Origin of the sequence: Porphyromonas endodontalis (genome assembly GCF_052173515.1) — a bacterium.
Taxonomy (GTDB): Bacteria; Bacteroidota; Bacteroidia; order Bacteroidales; family Porphyromonadaceae; genus Porphyromonas; species Porphyromonas endodontalis_A.
The window spans coordinates 1-22,665 of record NZ_JBQMYL010000017.1 but is presented as its reverse complement, the minus strand read 5'-3'; the positions used below and the strand labels follow the sequence as shown (position 1 = coordinate 22,665).

Genomic DNA, 22,665 nt, shown 5'->3' with positions numbered 1-22,665 from the left:
GGTGCCGAGGCCTATATATTAGAAGCACTCAATTGGCTTGGGATAGAGATAGAAGAAGGTGTGGGTGTAGGGGGTGAGTGTGGCCCCTATCGCCAGAGCGAACGCCGAGATATTTATCGTGAATACGTAGCCCAACTATTGCGCGAAGGCAAGGCTTACAAGGCCTACGATACGGCCGAGGAGCTAGAGGCTGCTCGTAATGCAATCCCCAACTTCCAGTATGATGCCACTACCCGCAATAGCATGAAAAATGATCTTGTCCTCGGCGAGGCGGAGATCCGTGCTCTGGAAGAGGCCGGAGTGCCCTATGTGGTACGTATCAAGATCGAGCCCGGAGAAGAGGTGATGGTAAACGACCTAATCCGTGGTGAGGTGCGCATCAATTCGTCTATTATAGACGATAAGGTGCTCTATAAGAGTAGTGACGATCTGCCTACCTACCACCTTGCAAATATTGTGGACGACCACCTAATGGGTATTACCCATGTGATACGAGGGGAAGAGTGGTTGCCTAGTGCGCCTCTGCACAAGCTCCTCTATAGAGCCTTGGGTTGGGAGGATACAATGCCTCAATTTGCCCACCTTGCCCTGCTTCTTAAGCCCGAAGGGAATGGTAAGCTTAGCAAGCGAGATGGCGATCGATTGGGCTTCCCCGTATTCCCTCTAGAGTGGCACGACCCCGAGAGTCAGGCCATTTCCATGGGCTACCGTGAGAGTGGCTACCTGCCCGAGGCTGTTGTCAATTTCCTTGCCCTCTTGGGGTGGAACCCCGGGGATAACCGAGAAGTGATGACTCGGGAGGAGCTGATAGAGGCCTTCTCTCTTGATAAGTGCAGTAAGTCCGGGGCTAAGTTCGATTTTGAGAAGGGCAAGTGGTTCAATCATCGTTACTTGCAGGAGGCTCCTGTTGAGCGTATTGCCGCTTTATTTACTCCGGTCTTGGAGCAGCATCATGTAGACGACATCCCTGCCAATCTCGAGAGCATCCTAAGTGTGGTACGAGACCGAGTGCAATTGATCCCTCAGCTTTGGGATGAGACTTATTTCTTCTTTATGGCTCCCGAAGAGTACGATGAAAAAACGGTGAAGAAGCGTTGGAAGGCAGAGTCTTCACTCCAAATGCGTGAAATTATCGACCTGCTGAATGCCCAACCGGCCTTCGAAAGCGAGGCATTGGGAGAGGCTCTCAATAGTTTCATTCAGACCAAAGAGTATAGTATGGGTGGGGTGATGAATGCCCTTCGTCTAGCGCTTGTTGGGGCACCCAAAGGCCCTCATATCAACGAGATTCTCTACCTGCTCGGGCGAGAAGAAAGCATCCGACGTATTGAGCGTGCCATTGCGCAGCTCGGTTAATCAGACCTCCTAATAAGAAAATCTCCTCTCCTTGTGGTCTCTTGCCATGGGGAGAGGAGTTCTTTTTGTTGGCCCTATTCGGACAACGACCTCCAAGCCTCTTATCTGCATTCTCATTGTGGACTTTTCACCTGCCTATTCCATCTTTTTTGTACCTTTGCCGTAAGAAGACTTAGCAATGACTAGGCAGGAAGCAGAGTATTTGCAGCGGCTGGAGCGTGCTTTTGGAGGTCTCTCGCAGCTTTTGGAACGCCAACAGGTGTACATCTCGGAGCTACAGGCTCGGGTGAAGTACCTTGAAGGGGAGCGTTTGAGACTGGAGGAGAGCTTGACTACGGAGCAGCAAAAGAATAACGCTTTGCTTACAGCTCGGATGATTATTGCACAAGACAAAGATTGGGCAGATGCTCGTCAGCGTCTTGTAGGGTTGAAAAAAAACATCCAAGAGGCCCTACGCCTTTTGGAGACAGAATAAGAAGCCGGAGAAGAAAGAGCCTCTCCGAGAGTTGAGGGAAGTGTCCCTATGATGGAAGAGAACGGCTTAAAGGAAGCGATACGTAGGACGAGAGAGCATGTGTAGCATACACATAAAAAGGAAAAAGTATGTCTCAAAAACCTATTGTGCAGCGTAAGAGCTCGAGCGTAGCTACAGAGTCCGAACCGACGATGAAGGCGAGGATTATAGTGGATAGTGTAGAGCTTAATCTTAAGAGAATCCCCGTCTCCCAAGATGGTGGATACCGCAGAGCTGCTGATTTTGCTACGGATCGTATCCTTCATTACCGTCGTCTCTACGGAGGGAGTATGGAGCAGATCACGGAGCAACCGCGTCTTATGGCGTTGTTGGAGACCGCTTATTTATTGGATCTTACAACCCAACGAGCCGATCACTCCGATACAGAAGAGTCCTTGGCTAGGTTGTGCACGGATGCCGAGACGCTCTTAGAGCAGTACAAAACCCTCGTAGACGATTTACCTTCACTCTCGTAGTGTAAGAGGCGGACCTTGATAAGAGGAGACGGAGCAAATGGCTCCTAATTGTGCCTCAGGCGAGTGCTTCTATTCTTTTATCCCAATATCCGATAGTCTTTGTGTTAAGTTGGAATGTCCTTCACAGGGGGAGATTTTTCTCTGTTGTAGGATGAGGAAATCATGCGCCTCTCTTCTTTTGAGGAAGAAAAGTCATGGAGGCAAAGTAAACAAACCGGCTTGCTAAGAGGGAGAGAGTCCCTTTTTCGAGTTCGGACAAAGAGAGACAGATTATGGGATATGTAATTGGAGCCATTGCCCTCCTCGTTGTAGGATCTGTAGTAGGTTGGCTATTGATTCGCCGTAAGGCAGACAACCTCTACAAGGCAAAGTTGGCCGAAGCAAAGAGAGAAATAGAGCGTCTTCGCAAAGATGCAAGGCGAGAAGCGGATGCTCTAGAGAAGGAAAAAATGAAAGAGCTCAAGCAAAAGTTCCAAGGCTTGAAGGAGGAACTGGAGCGTGAGACGAAGCAGCGAAATAGTGCATTCGACAGCCGCCACACCAAACTAAAACGCCGTGAGGAGGACCTCAATGAGCGTCAGTGCGAGCTAGAGAAGAAGAATGGTGAGCTAGATGCGGTGCGCGAGATGCTTACTGCACAGCAGGATGTAGTAGAGCACCGTCAGGAAGAATTGAATGAGCTCATTGCCCAACAACGCAATCAGTTGGAGCATATCGGCGGGCTTAGTGCTACTGAAGCTAAGGAGCAACTCATCGAGACGATGCGTGCTGAGGCGCAAGACGAGGCTACGGCCTACGTTAATGAGATTGTAGAAGAGGCTAAGATGACTGCCAACAAGGAGGCAAAACGCATCGTTGTACAGTCTATTCAGAGGGTCGCTACAGAGACAGCTATCGAAAACTCTGTAAGTGTATTCCATATTGATAATGACGAAATAAAGGGGCGAATTATTGGTCGTGAAGGACGTAATATTCGCGCTCTTGAGGCAGCTACGGGTATTGAGATCATTGTGGATGATACCCCGGAAGCTATTGTGCTCTCGGGCTTCGACCCCGTACGTCGTGAGATCGCACGGCTTGCTCTGCACCAGCTTGTACAAGACGGACGTATCCACCCCGCTCGTATCGAAGAGGTGGTGGCTAAGGTGCGTAAGCAGGTCGAAGAAGAAATTATCGAGACGGGTAAACGTACTGTGATCGACCTTGGGGTACACGGTATTCACCCCGAGTTGGTACGCCTTATCGGGAAGATGAAGTATCGCTCCTCCTATGGTCAGAATTTGTTGCAGCACTCTCGTGAGACTGCCAACCTCTGTGCCATTATGGCAAGTGAGCTAGGGCTTAATCCTAAGAAGGCGAAGCGTGCAGGTCTACTCCACGATATTGGCAAGGTTCCCGACGACGAGCCCGAACTATCGCACGCCATCCTAGGGATGAAGCTCTGCGAAAAGTATAAAGAAAAACCCGAGATCTTCAATGCCGTAGGTGCTCACCACGACGAGGTAGAAATGACCTCTCTACTGGCTCCTATCGTACAGGTTTGTGACGCCATTAGTGGTGCTCGCCCGGGTGCTCGTCGGGAAATTGTTGAGGCCTATATCAAGCGTCTTAATGATCTTGAGCAGCTCGCGCTCTCCTATCCCGGAGTGGTTAAAACTTATGCCATCCAAGCCGGTCGCGAATTGCGTGTAATTGTGGGGGCTGATAAGACTAGTGACAAAGACATTGAGCAACTCAGTAACGAGATAGCACGTAAGATACAGGATGAAATGACCTACCCAGGGCAGGTGAAGATAACTGTAATACGTGAGACGCGCTCTGTGAGCATCGCAAAGTAACAACGAGAGAGCCTAGGAATTATATGTCTTCCTTCGAGCAAGAGATTGACAAGCGGCGTACGTTTGCCATTATTTCGCACCCGGACGCGGGTAAGACAACCCTCACAGAGAAACTCCTTCTCTTCGGGGGGGCGATCCATGTAGCAGGCGCTGTCAAAAGCAATAAAATCCGCAAAACGGCCACTAGTGACTGGATGGAGATTGAGCGGCAACGTGGGATCTCTGTCGCAACCTCGGTGATGGGCTTCCAATATGGAGACTATAAGATAAATATCTTAGACACCCCGGGGCACGAGGATTTTGCGGAAGATACTTTTCGTACCCTTACGGCCGTAGATAGCGTTATTATCGTAATTGATAGTGCCAAAGGGGTAGAGAAACAGACGCGTAGACTAATGGAGGTCTGTCGCATGCGGCACACGCCCGTTATTGTCTTTATCAATAAGTTAGACCGTGAGGGGAGAGATGCTTTTGAGTTGCTGGATGAGGTGGAAGAAGAATTGGGGATTCATGTTTGCCCGATGAGCTGGCCCATTGGTATGGGAGAGCGTTTCCAAGGGGTATATAACCTGTTTTCCCAAGAACTTTGTCTTTTCAAGAGCGACAAGCAGCATGTCTCTGACGATATCCACTCAATCAAAGATATATCTACCCCTGAGGTAGAGGGGTACATCGGAAAGGCTTCTGCCGACCAACTTCGTAATGAACTTGAATTGGTTCAGGGCGTCTACCCCGAGTTCTCTTCGGAGGAGTATTTGTCGGGTCTATTGGCTCCCGTTTTCTTTGGTTCTGCCCTCAATAACTTTGGTATTAGAGAGTTGCTCGATTGTTTTGTGCGCATTGCACCATCGCCACAACCCACAGAGGCAGAAGAGCGCATTGTGGAGCCTCGTGAGGAGCCTTTCTCCGGATTTGTTTTCAAGATCCATGCCAATATGGATCCCAATCACCGCAGCTGTATCGCTTTTGTTAAGGTTTGTTCGGGGCGTTTTGAGCGCAATAAATACTATCGTCACATCCGTCTCGATAAGCAATTCCGCTTTTCTTCCCCTACCGCTTTTATGGCTCAGAAGAAAGAAATTGTGGATGATGCCTATGCCGGAGATATTGTAGGATTGCCCGATACCGGCAACTTTAAGATTGGTGATACGCTGACAGAGGGTGAGTCTCTGCACTTCCGAGGGTTGCCGAGTTTCTCTCCGGAGCTTTTCCAATACATTGAAAATGCCGATCCCATGAAGCAGAAACAGCTTATCAAGGGTGTGGATCAGTTGATGGGCGAGGGGGTTGCACAGCTCTTTATCAATCAGTTTAATGGTCGTCGCATCATTGGTACGGTGGGGCAGCTTCAGTTCGAAGTTATCAAGTATCGCCTCTTGCATGAGTATGGTGCAGAGTGTCGCTGGGAGCCTATCCACTTATATAAGGCATGTTGGATAGAGAGTAGTGATGCCGCAGTGCTTGCCAACTTCAAAAAACGTAAGGCACAGTACATGGCGTACGATAGAGAGGGACGAGACGTTTTCTTGGCGGACTCCGGTTATGTATTGCAGATGGCTCAACAAGATTTCCCCGAGATCAAGTTCCATTTTACAAGTGAGTTTTAGGGCGAATTAGGCCTAGAGTTTTCAGAAAATTAGGTAGCGTTACTCCATTTTTGGGGTAACGCTTTCTTTTTTCTTACCCTCATCGGGTCAGAATAATAGGATGCGTTTTCGGATACTACTCTATATCATTGTATCTTTTCTATATACGATAGCCTTTGACTCTCATCTATTGTTGTAAGTTCATCCCCTCATTGGCAGATTGGCTAAGACGAGATTCGCTATTTATATTTTTACGATCGGACGTTTTGAGACTCTTGTTACCCAAAGTACAACTTATACCCAAAGTGATTTTAGGGCTATGCCAGTTTTGGACAAATGAAATAGGATTTTCCATACCTACTATTTCACCTTTGGCTAGATTAGTGTTCAGTATATCATATCCATTGAGAGAGAACTTCCAGTTTTGGATACGTTTACTAATGGAAAAGTTTATCCACCACTGTTTCTCGGTTTTATATACTCCTAAAAAGAGAGGGCTATAGTAGGTAATTTGGGCATCAAAATACCACTGAGATGGAAGATTTAATGATTGTTTGTGTTGTGCGTAATAAGCTGTGAATGTGCGATTGTAATCTAGGGCATTTATGTCCCCTTTGTCTTGTTGTACATGATAAGCAAGGTAAGTAGATGCTATCCATTGCAATCCATCTTCTTTGTAGATAATTGGGATTGGAGCTCCTGCTACAATTCGTAGATACCGACTATAATCTAGATTTGTTTTAGTTAGGGCATAACCTCCATTATATGGTGTTAGGTATTCGATTATTGGATACTTTTCATTAGATAGATTTATTTCTAATGTAGCAGCTCTCATGTAGGCGTAATTGAGGGAAAGATTATACCTCGTACTATTCTTGAGTTTGGGATTTCCCAATCTGTGTAAGAATCCGGAATAGGAGGCGTAGGGCATCAAATCTCGGAAAGAAGGGCGTCGGTAGTAGGTCTGTAACGAGGTGGATATTCGGTGATTGCGTGATATATCATAAGCAAAATTGAAATAGGGTTGCCAATGATGTGTATTATCAAAGTGACTTATTCTTTCTTGAGCAATACCTTTCCGTTGATCATAATTGAATTGGACACCGCCATATGTATCAATGCTCCCATTACGATAACGTACAGTAAGATAGGCGGAAGTGTTACTTTCGTTATAAGCATTGTTCAGGAGATCTGTCTCCATTGGCGATTTAGTTACAAACCACATGTTATTTTGACTTCCTCCGATTAGAACTCCCAATGTCGGAGTAGGCCAATAGACAACGTCGGAGGCTATGCGGAGATAATGGAATCTATCTTGTAATGAGTTATTATTTGTATTGCCGTAAAAGTAATTCCGACCATTACTACTAAATGTGTAATCTGCATAGTTTTTCCAATCCCAATTCTTCTCAGACAAGGTATGATACAAATTCAAAGTAGCTACTTTTCGATTCATATCAATTCTATTCGTGTGATTGTAGTCAATATTCTCTTTAGAAAGAGATAAATGCCCCCTTGCTTCAATCAGTTGTTTGGGCGATACTTGCCATTCGAATCCTGTTTGAAGACTATGTCCTCTATAAGGATTGGTCGTTGTTGTATCTGCTCCAATGGAGGTTGTAAGAGTCTCTTGATGGCGTGTGTCAAAAAATTGATAGGATACATAATTCCTCCAATTCTTCTTGTTGTAGTTGATTCTTATACGTGCATTTTCGGATAGCAGCTTTCTATAGATAGCATCCATAGAAATAAAAGTACTGGTTCCTTCATTTGGCTTTTTCTTTGTGATGATGTTCAAAATGGCATCTCCTCGCATACCATATTCCGGTCCCGGATGGCGAATAATCTCCACCGCTTCTACGTCCGTAACACTCAAGGATGCAAGATATGCTTGTATCTCTTCATTTGATAATCTGAGCACCTGACGATTAACAGCCACTGTTAAGTTATAGAACCCAAAAATAGACAGCCCTCCACTTTCTTGTATTTGTACCCCCGGTATCAATTTTACACCATCCAAAATGTTGCCTCCGATGGATGCCGGATTTGCGGATAGATTATATCGAGCGACACTACCATTGTATGAAACAAAGGGGCGTTTAGCCGTTACAACAACCTCATTCAGCACTTTCTCTTTAAGTTTGATATTTATCTCCGGTATTTCTGTATTCGATTTATTCACCAAAACCCTATTCTTTTCGGGGGTATAATTTTCCCCAATATAAGAAATAACATATGAGTACTCGCCATAAGGTAATTCCTGATGGTAACGCCCTTGTACATCACATATCGTAGGATAAATTTTCGTTGAATCTTGGAGATTCTTAAATGTAATAATGGCATTGATAAGTTCTTCCCCTGAGATGGATTTAACCTGACCACTAACCATCCCTCCGACCTCTCCTTGTGCAAAAGCCGTTAGCATAGATAGCATAACAGAAAGCAATAACATTACTTCTCTTTTCATTGTACAACACTTTTCTTCATCAATGGTATAAAGGTATTAAACAATCTCATTTAATATACTGATTTCTCTTCTTGTTCTCTTTGAACTACTCCTTTAGTGTTCGTTTCCCCAAAAACCTTATAGTAAAGAAGTTGTGTGTAATATCGTTCTTGGCTCTTTGGTATTTTCTTACCCTCATCGGATCGGGGCAGAATAATAGACTATCTTTTCTTCTTTTTCGGTGTGGATTTGAAATTATTTTCGTAATATTGCACTCGGAGTACAAACCTTCTTGAGCCTCGGATGGGGGTGTGAAAAATAATTCCTCGCGCTGTTAGGATATTATAATGTATTGATGTCCCCAGATTGGAGGTCTCTTGAGGGTATTGTTTTAGGGAGGAGTATTTGAATTTGAAAACTAAAAATAGATTAGAAATGAAAGAGATTTACTTTGTTATGAAGAGACGATTTGTGCTGCTTTTGGCAACCATTGTGGCTTTTACAGCAATGGGAACTACTTCCATTTGGGCGCAGGAGTCGCTTGGAGTGACTGTTGCAGGCGTGGAAGTAACCAGTGCTAATGCTGCCGATCTTATGAAAGAGATTGTAAAGGAAATTGGCAATGGAACAGGTAAAATCAGTTATGATGCGTCGAGTTTCACGCTTACTCTTGATGGGGTAAAGATGGCGATTGAGGACTTTACAAATCCCATTCAGACCTCGTCTGAGCTAAACGATTTTATAATCGAATTGAAAGGGGATAATGAGATTACTTCCAAAGGTGGACGCCTTGAGCTGTCTAGCCTTAATAACGTAATTAAGGGTAGTGGCTCCCTCTCTTATGACGCTTCTGCTGCAGTTGCTATTTTTCTAGATAATTCTAATCTTACTATAGAAGGAGGCTGTACCGTAGATGTGAAGGGAGCTTGGGGTATTACGGGAGATATGGGGCTCTCCGAAATACTTCTAGTTAAAGCCTCTACTTTAAAGGCTAAAGGAGAAAAGGGCTCAATATCAGACTTGAAGGATATTAAACTCGAAGATTGTGTGATTACAGCGCCGGCCAATGCTAAGATTGTAGAAGGATTTGTTGTTCTTGGTGAAGAGGTGTGCACGGAACAAGTCGTGATAGAAAAGGTGAGTGTGGACTATGATATTACCGTAAAGGGTGTAAAAGTAAATGCTAGCAATGCTTCCGATATACTGGGTGATGGCTCTGTTTCTTACTCTGCGGAGACGAAGACTCTTTTCCTGCGCAATGCTACCTTAGAGGGTGGGGATAAGCCTGCTCTTGAGGTGAAGTCGGATTTGTATATTTCTCTAGAGGGGGCGAATACATTGAGTGCTACGTCTAGCGATGCTATCCTACTCGAGGCTGATGTGGAAATAAGGGGAGAAGGTTCTCTTAACGTTAAGTCTAAGGAGCAAGCAGGCCTTAAGGCAACCAAGGGTTTGACCGTGAAGGGAACGTCTATTGTTGCAGAGGGTGTATATGGATTCCTAGGCGATAAGAATAAATTGTCTTTTGCGAATGCAAAGGTAGAGCTACAGGGGAGTACAGCCTCTTTGTCCGGTTTTGGCGAAGTCGTATTCGAGGGGTGCCATATCCATACTCCCAAGGGAGCTAAGGTAGATAAGGGAGCTATTTATCTCAATGGGGCTATCTGCAAAGAAAAAGTATTGATAGACAAAACTATTGATTACCTCTTTGTGGGAGGAAAGACGCTTACGAGCGAAAATTACGAAGACCTCTTTGGGGATGGTTCTGTTCGTTATGATGTAGAAAAGCGGATTCTCACGCTTAACAATTTCTCTTTTAAGACAATTGCCGGAGAGTCCGGTATCAATGCTGCTAGCAAATTAGCGGATATTACTATTGTAGTTAACGGTACCAATACGATTGAGACTCCCTACTTTGGTTTGGCATTTTCTACCAATGCCCTCATCAAAGGGCAGGGAACCCTCAAAGTGAAAACAGGTAGTGCTGCCATTGCTTTGAGCGGAGCCACTCTTACGATAGAAGAAGGTGTTGATGTGGATCTTGAGAGTGACGATAATGCTATTACCGGGCTTTTGTCCTACCCGGGTAGTCTTGTTTTCAAAAAGGCCAAGGTTAAAATCTTGGGTGCAAAGGGAGCTATAAACAAGTGCTCTTCTGTTACATTCGAAGATTGTGCCATCCTCTCTCCCGAGGGGGCGAAGATGGAGGGAGACCGCCTTGTGCTCAATGGAGCTGCCATTACGACTCCGGTGATTATTGGTATTAAGGATGTTGCTGTAGACGAGGTTGAGGCTACCTCTGCTAAGGTGTGGGGCGCTTCGGGCAAAGTTCATCTTATGGTTGATACGCCCACTTGGGTGCGTATCTTCTCGCTCGATGGGGTTTGTCTACACGCCGCCGAAGTGGCTGGGTATGCTACTTTTGCTCTCCCCTCTTCGTCTTATATCGTAGAAATAGGGAATACTACTCGCAAGGTGTTGGTGCGCTAGTGTAGTCGCCATCTCCTTTTATTCCATAGGACTACGACCTCTCCCCGAGTGTGAGGTTGTGGTCCTTTTTCTTTCCCTCTTGAGAGAATTGTGCCCTTCTTGGCCCTATTCACAATAGCCGGCAGGGAATCTGCGTTAGTGTAATGTATGATTAAGATCTCCCTTATTACGATCTGTTACAATGCAGAGAGTACGCTATTACCTACGCTTGAGAGTGTAGCTCGGCAGACCTATCCTCATATTGAGTACATCGTGGTGGATGGGGCTTCGCGCGACAATTCTCTAGACTTGGTGCGCTCCATATGTCCTGAGGCTCTTATCACGAGTGAGCCGGATAGAGGCTTGTACGATGCTATGAATAAGGGGATTTGTAGGGCAACAGGGGACTATATTTGGTTCCTCAATGCCGGGGATTCTCTGCGAGGGGAGACCACGGTGCAAGAAGTTGTAGAGGCAATAGAGCAGGGGAGTGCACCCGATATTGTCTATGGAGATACTATGATTGTGGACGAAGAGCGTAAAGAGCTGGGGCTTCGCCGCCTACGCCCCCCTCATAATCTTCGGAAAAAAGACTTCTTACGGGGTATGTTGGTTTGCCATCAAGCCTTTGTGGTGGCTCGTCGTATCGCTCTTCCCTACGACCTTACCTATACATTGAGTTCCGACTACGACTGGTGTTTACGGATGCTTGAGCGTTCGCACGAGAATCGGCAGGTTCAAACTGTTTTGGTCGATTACCTGGCAGGAGGTCTCTCCAAGCAGAAGCATTGGCGTTCGCTTCGGGAGCGTTTTGCTATTATGCGCCGCCATTTTGGACTCATCCCTACCTTGTTGGCGCACGTTTCGTTTCTCTTTATTCGTAAACGTTGATGCACACGGTAGGTTCGATTCAGACTGAAGCCCTTTTTCGACTTTCTTCTCTTTACACTCGGGAGGAGGCGCGCTCGCTTGTCCGTATTCTTCTAGAAGGAATCTTGCACTTGTCTCGTACCCAGCTTCTTATGGCGTCGGAGAGACCTTTGGACGAAGGGCAGGAGGGGCAGTGTTGGGAGGCTGTAGGGCGTCTATTGCACCACGAACCTATTCAATACATTTTGGGTCATGCCCCTTTTGGTCCGCTCGATCTCTTTGTCGCTCCAGGGGTGCTGATCCCTCGTCCCGAGACGGAGGAGCTTTGTGCCACCATCGTAGAGCGACATAAGGGACAGAAGGGGTTGCGCATTCTCGATTTGGGTACGGGGAGCGGTTGCATTGCTTTGTATCTAGCACAGATGTTGCCTCAATCGGAGGTGTTTGCTCTGGAGAAGAGCGATCAAGCTGCCGCCATAGTTCAGAGAAATTTTGACCGATCAGGCTTGGGATCTTCTACTCCCCAACTCTTGCGTGGGGATATGCTCGAAGAGGGCTCTTGGGCTTCGTCTCTCCCTCCCTTGGATATTATCGTCAGCAATCCTCCCTACATCCAGCTTTCCGAGGCTGTGACTATGGAGCCTCATGTATTGGAGCATGAGCCGCACCTTGCCCTCTTTGCTCCGGAGGCAGATCCCCTGCTTTTCTATCGGGCGATATGCCAAGCCGCAGCACGGCTTCCTATGCAACCATCTGCCCATATTTACCTAGAGTTAAATGCTCTTCTTGCAGAGGATACTCTTGCTATCTTCGCAGAAGCTCCCCATATTCTCTCAGCAAGTCTTTTGCCCGATCTCTCGGGAAAATCTAGATTTCTCACTGCTACGCTTACTCCCAAATGACTCCAGAAAATCTATACCGCAAGGTCTCTTCTTATTGCTCTAGTGCAGAACGTTGCCCCGCAGAAGTAGCACAATGGCTTTGGCGTCATGGCATTGATGCCGAAGATCATAGCTTTATTATCGAAAAACTCAAAGCCGATAACTTTATCAACGAAGAGCGTTTTATTCATGCTTTTGCCTCCGATAAGTTGCGTTTCTCGGGGTGGGGGCCTTTTAAGATCAAGCAAGAATTATTACAGAGAGACTTGCCCGAGGGTGCTGTGGATCGTATCGTGCGAGAGGTAATGGATGAGGAGGATGCTCCGCGCCTTCTGAGAGAGATGCTTACCAAAAAGCTACTTTCGCTCAACGATCCTACTCCGGATGAAATACAACGCAAAGTAATTACTTGGGCAATGAATCGGGGGTTTGATCTCGATGAGATACTCTCTATCCTCAAAAAGTTTTAGTCAAGAGCTGTGTCTATCCATACCTATCGTTATGTACCTCCTAGGCGTTGGCAGACCTATCTCAAGGCTTGTTTGGAGATCCTTTATCCCCAGTACTGCCCGGTGTGCCATCATCTTCTTGCTCCCGAGATGGAGGGGATTTGTCCGGATTGCCTTCTCTCGCTCCCTCTCTATCATGATAAATTATTACATGCTACCGACCGATTAGAAGGAGGAGCTTTCCCTTTTGATCAACTCCTAGCCGGCTACCAATTCAGTCGCAACAACGCGGTGCAGGAGGTGGTACATAGTATCAAATACCAAAGAAATAGAGCTCTTGGGATTACCCTTGGACGTGTTTTGGCTCATCGTTTTGCCCTTTCTCCAGCGCGTTACGACCTATTGATCCCCATTGCTACGCATCCCAAAAGAGAAGCCCTGAGGGGCTACAATCAAGCCGAAGCTATAGCCCGAGGGGTAAGTATGGCAAGTGGAATACCCGTTGCAACAGCGGCGCTCCAACGGAATGGGAGACACAGCCAAACAATGGATCGCTTGCGCTCGATGGTAGGGGCATTCTCTTTGTCGCGTGATGTGTCGGCGGAGGGGAGCCGTCTTCTGCTCGTTGATGATGTGCTTACTACGGGAGCAACCTTAGTGGCGGCTGCAGACACATTGGCTCTCACAGCTCCCGAGAGCCTGACTGCCCTTGTGCTGGCTGTGGATGAATAGCCTCTCCTTTTCTCTCGAAATCTTTTTTCGAGCATCGTAAAAGTTCCTTGGAATTTTAGGGGAGAGATTGGACTATGTCCGAAATAAAATTCTATCTTTGCACTTGCTTTTGAGTTGGACTTTGTTCAAGTTAGTTGAAGTTGAGCCGATAAAACAGGGTAAACCATAGGATGGAATTTATCAGGATATTCTCTATAGCAAAGAGCCTTATCTCTATTCCCAATTCGTTTTTTGGGAAGTCTCGCTTTCTCCTCTTTACTCTTCTCTTTCTCTCCGCTCCCTCTCTGTTGTGGGCGCAAAGAGGGGATAAAACTCCATCTTTTACCGTCGTAGTAGTGGAGGAGGGGAGTGAAGAACCTATCCCCGGGGCTTTGGTGCAGCTAGAGGGGCAACGAGCCCTCACAGATGGTGAGGGAAAAGTCGATTTTCCCTTCCCTCAAAAGGAGCGATGCGAGGTGCTGGTTCGCATGGTTGGGTACAATGAGTATAAGAGCATCGTTAAGCCAAAAGCCAAAGGTCTACACTTACATCTCATCCCTGTACGGCTTGATGAAGTGGTAGTCGTGGGCGATAAACCGCGTAGCGAGTCTACTACTATTGCGGTACGCCTCGGGGAGAATGCTTTGCGTAGTGAGGCCAAGAGCTCTCTAGCCAAGGTATTGCAGGAGGTGCCGGGGATGAGTAGTATCAGCAGTGGTGCTACCATTATGAAGCCCGTAATACAGGGGATGCACAGCAGTCGTATCCTTCTTATAAATAATGGTGTACGGCAAGAAGGGCAGCAATGGGGAGCCGACCATGCTCCTGAGGTAGATATCTCTACGGCAACGAGTGTTGAAGTAATCAAGGGGGCTGAGTCTATTCGCTATGGAGCAGGAGCCATAGGAGGGGTTATTCTATTGGAGACAGCTCCTCTGCCCAAATGGGGAGAGCCGCTCAAGGGGCGACTCTCTCTCTCGGCAACATCTAACGACCGTGGGGCTGAGGTTAATGGAGATCTCTCGGGGAGCGTAGCGGCTCTTCGGGGATTGACCTGGCGCACGCAAGCCGCCTATTCGGTAGCTGGAGATTATGAAACTGCGAAGTATGTACTTAATAATACAGGAGCTAGAGAAGGTAGCTTTACGGGGGTGCTTGGCTTTGATCGTCCTCGTTTTTCTACGGATTTATTCGTGAGTTACTATTCTTCTCGACTCGGTATTTTTACGGGTTCGCATATAGGTACTCTCGAAGATCTCTTGGAGCGATTTGAGTTGGGAGAGCCTCAGGTCTTTGCCCCACGCAGCTATAAAATTGGAGCTCCCAAGCAAGAGGTACAGCATTGGCTTGTGCGCCTATCGGGGGTGTACAAACTAAAGCAGGGTGGTCTATTGCGGATGCAATATGACTTTCAGAACGATGATCGACAGGAGTTTGAGATACGTGTCGGCTCTCTGGCACACAAACCGGCTTTGGGGCTTCTACTAGCAAGTCATGGAGCTCAAGCTATTTGGGAATCTTCTAAAGAGCAGCCTTTGCGTTTTGTTGTCGGCTCTAGTGCTCAATTGCAGCAGAATAAAACGACCAATACAGGTACGGTGCCCCTTATCCCCAATTACGCCGGTCTTACATTTGGGGGCTATGGCATTACCAAATGGGTGCGCCCCTGTTACGAGGTAGCTCTTGGGGCTCGTTACGACTATAAGTACCTCAATGCCCTAGGCTATGGGCTCTCGGGCGAGGAGTATGGAGGGGAGCATCACTATAATAGTCCGTCGTTTTCGCTCTCGGGTCTTGTACGTCCTCTAGAGGGAATTACCTTTTCTTCCAATCTTGGTTTGGCTTGGAGAGCCCCTGATGTCAATGAGCTCTACAGCAAAGGTTTGCATCACGGAGCGGCAGCGTATGAGGAGGGCGATGCTACTCTGCAGCCCGAGGCTTCTTGGAAGTGGAATAACGAACTTCGCTATGCCAACTCTTGGATACATGCCTCTGCAACCGCTTTTTTGCAATCCATCGGCAACTATATTTTTGCAAGCCCCGAGCACGACCCCAAGACGGGGGGCGTTGCCGTGAAGGAGTTGGTAGCCGGGGTTTTTCCCATCTTTCGCTATCGACAGGTTGATGCTCGCTTTTGGGGTGGGGATGTACAACTGAGGGTGCACCCATTCAAGGGCTGGGAATACACTTTCGAAGGGCAGTGGATTCGCGCTATAGAACGCAAAACCGGGGGATATTTACCCTATATCCCCTCCGATCGCTACCGCCAGTCTATCCAATGGGAGAGCCACAATCTCTTCCCCCACAACCAATTCTCGTTTGGGTTGGATTGGGTTTTTGTCACAAAGCAGCGGAGGTTTGACCCTTCAATAGACTTTTTACCCACGACGCCAGATGCCTACCATTTACTAGGAGCATCGGCAGAGTATACGCACACTATGAGTCAAGGTAGATCGTGGAAGGTATCGTTGCGTGCGGAGAATCTGCTCAACGCGCTCTACAAAGAGTACACGAATAGGTTTCGCTACTTTGCCCATGAGAAGGGGCGAGATGTGCAACTTATCCTAGGTTACTACTTCTAGAATAACAAAACAAATAGATATACGACAATGAAAAAACTGCTCTGTACAACTTTCGCTACTGCCCTGTTTGTGCTCCTGTTTTCCCTTAGTTCTTGTGGAAAAATTACCCCGGAAAAGCCGATAAATCAGGCAAAAGAGCGTGGGCATGAGGTACCCTATAGTACCGATTTTATCTTTACCCCTTGTGAAGTGGCAGATACAACAGCCCTCTTTGTGGATAAGATTACGAATAAGGCCTCCTCTTTTACATGGAGCTTCTCCAATGAAAAAGCAAATCACACACCTCTTGCACTAAAGCGAGGTCAATGGTATCACTTAGAAATTGTGCTGCGTAATGCCTCCGGCTCCGATATCAATGCTCAATACATTACCCCAGAGCAGGCGGCTCTACATCAGTTCTTTTTTATAAGTCGAGAGCTAAAGGACGAAGCAAAGAAAACCTATCGCACCATACCAAGTGCTATCACCTATAAGTATGCAGAGACGCTGCAACTTGAGGGGAAGCGTAACCCGATTGGGCTAGAGGGTGCCTTTTATGTACATCCCGATGCCACTCCGGGTCACTTTTTCTTGAATGTGGTATTGGTACATGTATTGCCTCCCTCGACAAAGATTAACCGAACAACAAACTCTTTTTATCCCTTCGATCAACCTGCGCGAACTATGGGTACACGCGATCTTGAGTTGTACATCCCAATAGACCTACAATAACTAAATAACTAAGTAATAGAAACGCAATATGAAGAGATCTGTTTTTGCGACTCTTTTATTGTCGGTAGCTTTCTCGCTAGGGATCTTGAGTTGTAGCAACGATCCTAAGCCCAATATGTCGAGCTTTGTTTTGCCCGACAAGATCAGCATTGAGATGCATTGCGGTCACCTTCATGGAGCTGAGTTCCATGGGGATCCTTCCTATCTCAATATTGGTTTCCCCGACAAGGGGGTGCAAAAGGTAGATTTCAAACTCAATGCTGATGGCAAAGGGTATAGTATAGCCGGAGGGAACAACCCTGTCCGTTGGAAGTCGAACGTGATTTGGTCCCTGGAGATTACTTGCTACGATAAGGAGGGTAAGCGTGTCAATAATATGTTTGTGAAGGAGGGGGCTGAGGATCTGTTCCAACTCTTCATCATGGTAGACAATATCCGTAAATACTCCCCTGGGAGTAAGGTTGAGGGGCCTCTAGTGAATACAATTTTTGAAAAGGTAGGGGCGAAGTTTGTGTATCGCGATACTCATCCGGAAGAGCGAATGTTTGGGTATAGCCCCCCTGGCGAAAACTATGAGGTAAAGCTCTCTCGTAAGCAGTTGGGGCTAAAGGGGTATTTCGATGATCCGGAGACTCTCGAGGAGAGTAACCCTTTTATCGGACTTCGTGATAAGCATCTCTCTTACAATCTTCACCTCCGTATGGTGCGCTTTGCAACCCCTAAAAAGAAGAAACCTAATGGCTCTTACCGCTCTGCGTATGCTTGGGAGGAAGGTTTTTCTGCACTCTCTGTTTTTGAGCTAACAATCCCCATTCGAGTGGTGACAAAGCGCCCCTCTGATGATCCTAAAACGTTGGAAGAATATCTTAATGACCTCGCTGCCGAGTACGAAATGTCCAGAGAGGATATAGAGGATCTCTATAAAGAATCGTGGGATGTGCCTATAGAGGGAGAGGGGGCTGAGAAGTATTATATGTAATCCCTTTGTTTCCATACTTAATCGTCTATATTGAGCCCCTTTACCTTGGAGTCGTTTTTCATACCGCTCTCTAGGGTAAAGGGGGGCTTTTTCTTTCTACTGAAAGAGAGGTCGAAAGGCTCGGATCGTGGCCATTTCTTCTCTCTTTTTCTAGTCCTGTTTAGAGGATGGGGAAAGGGTTGTGTAGAGTACTAACGAGGAATGTAGTACCTTTACGTACAGAACAATGAAGATGAACGAGAATAAAAACCGACCGAGTCTCCTCACAGCCGAGCGATACCACGATATCAGCATGGGGCATCGCGTTGTCGGGCACGAGAGTAAGTGCCGCCATCTACATGGGCATAACTACCGTATCCACTTTGTTTGTACAGCTCCTGAGCTGGACGCCTTGGGGCGTGTGATAGACTTTGGTGTGATCAAAGAACGCCTTTGTCTTTGGGTAGAGGAGGCTTGGGATCATAAAATGATGCTTTGGCAAGAAGATCCTCTTCTGCCTCAATTGGAGGGGATTGCTCCCGAGGATTTGGTGATAGTTCCCTTTAATCCAACGGCCGAGGCAATGGCTCGTTATTTGGTGGAGGAGGTCGCTCCCCACAATTTGGAGGGTACGGGTGTTACTCTGGTGGCTTGTACTGTAGAAGAGACCGCCAAGTGCCGTGCGTCTTACCGCCTATTGCCATGCTAGACCATCTCGAACTTCCTGTAAACGAGATATTCTATTCTCTACAAGGGGAGGGGGCACAAGTGGGCCTTCCGATGGTATTTATACGTTTGAGTAGTTGTAACCTTCGGTGTAGCTATTGCGATACGGATTTTTCCTCTTTTACTCCAATGTCTTTGGAGGCAATTCTTGGAGAACTTACCTCTTTCCCTACGCACAATATCCTTTGGACAGGGGGGGAGCCTACCCTGCATCTTACTGAAGAGGTGGTCGGATTTTTCCATCAAAAGGGGTATAGACAGAGCATTGAAACCAATGGCACACGCCCTGTACCTCGTGGAATTGACTATGTCACGTGCAGTGCCAAACCTGAGGCTTTTCCCCTTTTGTGGGAGAATTTTCCTCATGGAGTGGATGAGTGGCGTTTCCCTTTTGGCGCGTCAGCTCCGTTACCTCCGGCGATAGAGTGTATTCCACCGGCACGCACTTACTGCTTAAGTCCTATTTACGAACCGGGAGAAGCAATATTGCAACCTCCTCATGCGTTGGAAGAGTGTATTGAGTATATCAAGCAACACCCTACATGGCGTCTAAGCATACAACTCCACAAAATCATAGGTATTCAGTAGCTCATCTCGTTGGAGCTCTCTTTTTTCTGCTCTTGCTTGGAGGTTGCGCAGCACGTAAAATACGCGATGCTGAGTATGCACACAAGGCGGGACGCTACGGAGAGGCTGCCGAGATGTACCGTGAGCTCTATCGCAAGCAGACTCGCAAAGACAAAGAGAAAAAGGCGTTTTTTGCTTTTCGTGCCGCAGAAAATTATCGTTTGGCACGTAATGCGCAGAGGGCCAAATCCTTTTATATTTCGGCGCGCTCTTATCAGTATCCGGATTCCATTGTGCTTTTGCGACTTGCGGAGATGGAGCAACGCCTAGGGCGCACTCGGGATGCGCTTGTAAATTACGAGGCCTTTTGTGTCCTTTATCCCAATGATTACTTTGCCAATTTGGGGAGAGAGAGTTGCCTGCAAATAGACGCTTTGCGTTCCAATCCCTCTCACTATCAAGTGCGTTTGGCACGCAACTTGAATTCGTCTCGAAGTGATTTTGGAGGGGCTTTTTTGCCCGATGGGAGTGCTTTTATTTATTCTTCGGCTCGTAACAAAAACCCGGATATAGAGAATAGTGCCATCACGGGGGAGAAGCCTAATGACCTCTACTATATCCACCAAGATGCCCAAGGACGATGGTCTCGCCCCGATAGTATCTCCGGAGGTATCAATACCTCTAATGACGAAGGGATGCCTGCTGTTTCTCCCGATGGTAACACCCTTTATTATACGATGGCGGAGTATAGCGATCTTTACGACAGAACTGCCAAAATCTATAAGTCCTCAAAAAGTGGAGAAGGAGGCTGGAGTGCAGGCAAAGAATTGGAGATCTGGAGCGATACGTTGCGTATGGCGGCTCATCCAGCCCTCTCGGCTTCGGGAGAGAAACTCTACTTTGTGAGTGAGGGAGGGTATGGAGGTAAAGATATTTATTACATCAACGTAGAAGAGATCGGGAGTGCTGTACCTACCAATATAGGAGGAGCGATCAATACTCCCGGTAATGAAATATCTCCTTTTGCTGTAGGGGATAGTACGCTCTATTTTGCTTCAGATGGGCATCCCGGTCTAGGAGGCTACGATCTCTATCGAGCTACGTTGCAGCTATCCGGAGAGTGGCTTTGCGAGCATCTCGGCGTGCCTCTTAATTCCCCTCAAGATGATTATGCCATGACCCTTAATCCTAAGCCGGATAAGAACAATACGAGCGAAGGTTATTTTTCCTCCTCTCGGCAGGATGCATGGGGGCGTCCACATCTTTGGTCTTTTACCCAACCTGCTATTCTTACGATTCTGGAGGGATTTGTTTCTGACCGCGAGGGGAACCCTATTGCAGGGGCATTTGTACGTGTTGTAAGTGAGACGAATCCCGAGACTCCTCTTGTGGCTACTACCCACGCCGATGGCTACTACTCATTAGATATAGAGGGGGGGACGCGTTATGTTCTCTTGGCAGGCGCCGATAAATACTTACGTGCCTATTCTTCTTTTGAGAGTGACACCGCTACCGAAGATGCCGTTTATGCCATTGATTTTACACTTGCTTCCTCTGTAGTGAGTGAAGTATTTCAAGATATATTCTATGCCTTCGATAGTGCAGATTTATTGCCGGAGAGCAAGGTTGCTCTAGATCAGATAGCTAAGATATTACAAGACAATCCCGAGGTAGTGGTTGAGCTTTCGTCTCATGCCGATCGGGTGGGATCCGATGCCTACAATATAGGCCTTAGTGATAGGCGCGCACGTGCTGTAGTGGATTATTTAAAGGGGAAGGGGATTCCGGCCGATCAGTTGCAACCCAAGGGATATGGCAAGTCACGTCCTAGAGTGATCACGTCCGCCCTTCATGCCCTTTATCCCCAATTTCCCGAAGGTACGATACTTGATGAAGCATTCGTTACTGCCCTTAGTGAAGAGGATAAGAAGATAGCGGATGCCCTAAATAGGCGCACAGAATTTATAGTTATAGACCGAGTAATGGGGGCTTCGGAGTTTTCGGAGAAGATGGAAGAGGAAAATTCTCCTGACGTTACCCCCGAGAAGTAATCCAATCTCCCTTTACTCGTTTTAATCTCTTAGTTAGAAATGATACAATACAAAGAATTAGAAATTCCAGGAGTTTGGCTTCTCACGCCTCAGGTTTTTGGAGATGAGCGTGGCTCTTTTACCGAGGTTTTACGTTTCCCTGAGTTTGCCGAAAAGGTCTCACCTTGTCCCTTTATTCAAGAAAATGAATCTTTTTCTACCCGAGGGGTACTGCGGGGGCTACACTTGCAACATGGGGAGGCTGCCCAAGCAAAACTCGTGCGTTGCATTCACGGGGAGGTGATAGATGTAGCCGTAGACCTTCGGTTGCAGAGTCCAACCTTCGGTCGTCATGTCGCCGTTCGTCTCTCTGGTACAACCAAGCAGCAGCTTTACATCCCTCGGGGCTTTGCCCATGGTTATCTTGTGGTGAGCGACGAAGCTATTTTTTCTTACAAGGTAGATAATGGTTATTCCCCTCAAGATGAATGTCATCTTTATCCCTTTGACCCTGAGATTGGGGTTGATTGGTTGCAATATGGAGTACCTAGAGAGCAGTTAATCCTTTCTCCCAAAGATTTGGAAGGTACTAGTTTGCAGGAATATCTTAAGGGTTAGATGTTTCACTTTTGATTCTCTTTCCTTACTTCTTAAGCCCAATGCTGAATGAAAATATACCAGTTCGTTTTTGATGGTAGGGAGCAACTCCTACATTATTACTATAAAGGGGAGGCGCTCATCCGCAAAGGATATCCCTTGTTTCTGCCTAACACCTCGCCCGAAGAGTGTTATGTGGCTTATCCCTCTTTGCTTGTGCGAATCGGTAGAACAGGTCGCGAGGTCGCCTCTCGCTTCTCACATCGTTACATCAATGGGCTAGGGGTTGGGTTTGATATTGTGCATCACAATCGTCTTTGCGACCTTATTGCCGCTCGGCAGCCATGGAGTGAGGCTGTGGCTTTTGAGTATGCTGCTGCCGGCATGATCGAAGATTGCTTTTTAGACGAAGGAGGGTTGCAACCAAGCTATCATCTTGAGTGGGGAGAATGGGATCTGGAGGTGACGGAGCCCATGATCCGCAAGGCTGTAGAGCAAATGTCCTACTTAAATATCATCCATGTAGGGGATATTTTGCTTGTTCGGCCTCAAATCTCGCAACATCCTGCGCTACAAGTTGAGCAGAATTATCGAGTAAATGCTCCCGACCTAGGGGAGTATACATTGCGGGTTAAGTAGGTGCTTTTAGCTCTCTAATTGATCTCTATCTAGAGCTTATTGAAGAATATATGAGGTCTCTTGCAGAAAAAGATTGGGTGTAAGTTTTTGTAGAATAGACATGTAACTAAGTTTAACGTTTTGAGGTCGGTGGAAAATTTGGCCAGGATGAAATAAAAGTCTTACCTTTGCAAACGCAAACGAGGGCAGGGGGCGAGCGAGCCTCCGCGAAACAGGCCTTGGTTGCGATGAGGATGAAAGAGATTTTCCCTCGAGGTGT

19 protein-coding genes are annotated in these 22,665 nt (G+C 47.0%); 18 read left to right on the top strand and 1 reads right to left on the bottom strand.

The window, feature by feature from the left end; translation table 11 throughout:
* The 5 genes from gltX to ACTTHR_RS07855 all read left to right on the top strand — a co-directional run.
* Positions 1 to 1,356, top strand: a 1,356-nt coding sequence (gltX, locus tag ACTTHR_RS07875) for a glutamate--tRNA ligase (RefSeq protein ID WP_442605772.1), incomplete at its 5' end; no start/stop codon positions are given.
* Positions 1,357 to 1,534: 178 nt separating this feature from the next.
* Complete coding sequence (locus ACTTHR_RS07870; protein ID WP_276775482.1) at positions 1,535 to 1,831, top strand: hypothetical protein; 297 nt, start codon at positions 1,535 to 1,537, stop codon at positions 1,829 to 1,831.
* A 128-nt stretch (positions 1,832 to 1,959) separates the two neighbouring features.
* Entirely contained in the window at positions 1,960 to 2,346 is a 387-nt protein-coding gene (locus ACTTHR_RS07865; protein ID WP_314825257.1) for a hypothetical protein, read from the top strand.
* Between the two features lie 269 nt (positions 2,347 to 2,615).
* Positions 2,616 to 4,184, top strand: coding sequence for a ribonuclease Y (gene rny / locus ACTTHR_RS07860; RefSeq protein WP_375378842.1), 1,569 nt, complete (start codon positions 2,616 to 2,618; stop codon positions 4,182 to 4,184).
* A gap of 23 nt (positions 4,185 to 4,207) precedes the next feature.
* The gene (locus ACTTHR_RS07855) at positions 4,208 to 5,791 is read left to right on the top strand and encodes a peptide chain release factor 3 (protein WP_004335004.1); all 1,584 of its coding nucleotides are present in this window, start codon (positions 4,208 to 4,210) and stop codon (positions 5,789 to 5,791) included.
* Positions 5,792 to 5,957: 166 nt separating this feature from the next.
* Here the strand turns inward: ACTTHR_RS07855 and ACTTHR_RS07850 are convergent, their stop codons facing one another.
* The gene (locus ACTTHR_RS07850; RefSeq protein ID WP_442605771.1) at positions 5,958 to 8,237 is read right to left on the bottom strand and encodes a TonB-dependent receptor; all 2,280 of its coding nucleotides are present in this window, start codon (positions 8,235 to 8,237) and stop codon (positions 5,958 to 5,960) included.
* Positions 8,238 to 8,672: 435 nt separating this feature from the next.
* Here ACTTHR_RS07850 and ACTTHR_RS07845 point away from each other — a divergent pair, with 435 nt between their 5' ends.
* From ACTTHR_RS07845 to ACTTHR_RS07785, 13 genes are all read left to right on the top strand, one after another.
* The gene (locus tag ACTTHR_RS07845) at positions 8,673 to 10,706 is read left to right on the top strand and encodes a hypothetical protein (RefSeq protein ID WP_442605770.1); all 2,034 of its coding nucleotides are present in this window, start codon (positions 8,673 to 8,675) and stop codon (positions 10,704 to 10,706) included.
* A gap of 147 nt (positions 10,707 to 10,853) precedes the next feature.
* Positions 10,854 to 11,576 carry a glycosyltransferase family 2 protein gene (locus ACTTHR_RS07840; protein ID WP_442605769.1) on the top strand — a complete coding sequence of 241 codons (723 nt, stop codon included), beginning with the start codon at positions 10,854 to 10,856 and terminating at the stop codon, positions 11,574 to 11,576.
* On the top strand, positions 11,576 to 12,457 hold the full coding sequence (gene prmC / locus ACTTHR_RS07835) for a peptide chain release factor N(5)-glutamine methyltransferase (protein ID WP_442605768.1): 882 nt from the start codon (positions 11,576 to 11,578) through the stop codon (positions 12,455 to 12,457). The genes ACTTHR_RS07840 and prmC overlap by 1 nt, the downstream gene beginning before the upstream one ends.
* Positions 12,454 to 12,906 carry a regulatory protein RecX gene (locus ACTTHR_RS07830; protein ID WP_442605767.1) on the top strand — a complete coding sequence of 151 codons (453 nt, stop codon included), beginning with the start codon at positions 12,454 to 12,456 and terminating at the stop codon, positions 12,904 to 12,906. The genes prmC and ACTTHR_RS07830 overlap by 4 nt, the downstream gene beginning before the upstream one ends.
* Before the next feature lie 9 nt (positions 12,907 to 12,915).
* Complete coding sequence (locus ACTTHR_RS07825) at positions 12,916 to 13,617, top strand: ComF family protein (RefSeq protein WP_442605766.1); 702 nt, start codon at positions 12,916 to 12,918, stop codon at positions 13,615 to 13,617.
* Between the two features lie 170 nt (positions 13,618 to 13,787).
* Positions 13,788 to 16,178, top strand: a complete 2,391-nt coding sequence (locus tag ACTTHR_RS07820; protein ID WP_442605765.1) for a TonB-dependent receptor — start codon at positions 13,788 to 13,790, stop codon at positions 16,176 to 16,178.
* A gap of 27 nt (positions 16,179 to 16,205) precedes the next feature.
* Positions 16,206 to 16,889: a hypothetical protein gene (locus ACTTHR_RS07815; RefSeq protein WP_442605764.1), complete on the top strand. Its 684-nt coding sequence runs from the start codon at positions 16,206 to 16,208 to the stop codon at positions 16,887 to 16,889.
* A 28-nt stretch (positions 16,890 to 16,917) separates the two neighbouring features.
* A complete protein-coding gene (locus ACTTHR_RS07810; protein WP_442605763.1) occupies positions 16,918 to 17,868 on the top strand; it encodes a hypothetical protein in 951 nt (316 codons plus the stop codon).
* A 226-nt stretch (positions 17,869 to 18,094) separates the two neighbouring features.
* Positions 18,095 to 18,556: a 6-pyruvoyl trahydropterin synthase family protein gene (locus ACTTHR_RS07805; protein ID WP_281678228.1), complete on the top strand. Its 462-nt coding sequence runs from the start codon at positions 18,095 to 18,097 to the stop codon at positions 18,554 to 18,556.
* Complete coding sequence (locus tag ACTTHR_RS07800; RefSeq protein ID WP_442605762.1) at positions 18,523 to 19,161, top strand: 7-carboxy-7-deazaguanine synthase QueE; 639 nt, start codon at positions 18,523 to 18,525, stop codon at positions 19,159 to 19,161. The genes ACTTHR_RS07805 and ACTTHR_RS07800 overlap by 34 nt, the downstream gene beginning before the upstream one ends.
* Positions 19,116 to 21,191: a PorE family type IX secretion system protein gene (porE, locus tag ACTTHR_RS07795; protein ID WP_442605761.1), complete on the top strand. Its 2,076-nt coding sequence runs from the start codon at positions 19,116 to 19,118 to the stop codon at positions 21,189 to 21,191. Before ACTTHR_RS07800 ends, porE begins: the two co-directional genes overlap by 46 nt.
* 42 nt (positions 21,192 to 21,233) lie before the next feature.
* The gene (rfbC, locus tag ACTTHR_RS07790) at positions 21,234 to 21,788 is read left to right on the top strand and encodes a dTDP-4-dehydrorhamnose 3,5-epimerase (protein WP_442605773.1); all 555 of its coding nucleotides are present in this window, start codon (positions 21,234 to 21,236) and stop codon (positions 21,786 to 21,788) included.
* A 48-nt stretch (positions 21,789 to 21,836) separates the two neighbouring features.
* Entirely contained in the window at positions 21,837 to 22,406 is a 570-nt protein-coding gene (locus ACTTHR_RS07785) for a hypothetical protein (protein ID WP_442605760.1), read from the top strand.
* Positions 22,407 to 22,665: the final 259 nt, after the last annotated feature.

Coding starts and splice junctions, on each gene's coding strand:
- ACTTHR_RS07870 (WP_276775482.1), top strand. CDS start 1,535: ATGACTAGGCAGGAAGCAGAGTATTTGCAGCGGCTGGAGCGTGCTTTT.
- ACTTHR_RS07865 (WP_314825257.1), top strand. CDS start 1,960: ATGTCTCAAAAACCTATTGTGCAGCGTAAGAGCTCGAGCGTAGCTACA.
- ACTTHR_RS07855 (WP_004335004.1), top strand. CDS start 4,208: ATGTCTTCCTTCGAGCAAGAGATTGACAAGCGGCGTACGTTTGCCATT.
- ACTTHR_RS07850 (WP_442605771.1), bottom strand. CDS start 8,237: ATGAAAAGAGAAGTAATGTTATTGCTTTCTGTTATGCTATCTATGCTA.
- ACTTHR_RS07845 (WP_442605770.1), top strand. CDS start 8,673: ATGAAGAGACGATTTGTGCTGCTTTTGGCAACCATTGTGGCTTTTACA.
- ACTTHR_RS07840 (WP_442605769.1), top strand. CDS start 10,854: ATGATTAAGATCTCCCTTATTACGATCTGTTACAATGCAGAGAGTACG.
- prmC (WP_442605768.1), top strand. CDS start 11,576: ATGCACACGGTAGGTTCGATTCAGACTGAAGCCCTTTTTCGACTTTCT.
- ACTTHR_RS07830 (WP_442605767.1), top strand. CDS start 12,454: ATGACTCCAGAAAATCTATACCGCAAGGTCTCTTCTTATTGCTCTAGT.
- ACTTHR_RS07820 (WP_442605765.1), top strand. CDS start 13,788: ATGGAATTTATCAGGATATTCTCTATAGCAAAGAGCCTTATCTCTATT.
- ACTTHR_RS07815 (WP_442605764.1), top strand. CDS start 16,206: ATGAAAAAACTGCTCTGTACAACTTTCGCTACTGCCCTGTTTGTGCTC.
- ACTTHR_RS07810 (WP_442605763.1), top strand. CDS start 16,918: ATGAAGAGATCTGTTTTTGCGACTCTTTTATTGTCGGTAGCTTTCTCG.
- ACTTHR_RS07805 (WP_281678228.1), top strand. CDS start 18,095: ATGAAGATGAACGAGAATAAAAACCGACCGAGTCTCCTCACAGCCGAG.
- porE (WP_442605761.1), top strand. CDS start 19,116: ATGGCGTCTAAGCATACAACTCCACAAAATCATAGGTATTCAGTAGCT.
- ACTTHR_RS07785 (WP_442605760.1), top strand. CDS start 21,837: ATGAAAATATACCAGTTCGTTTTTGATGGTAGGGAGCAACTCCTACAT.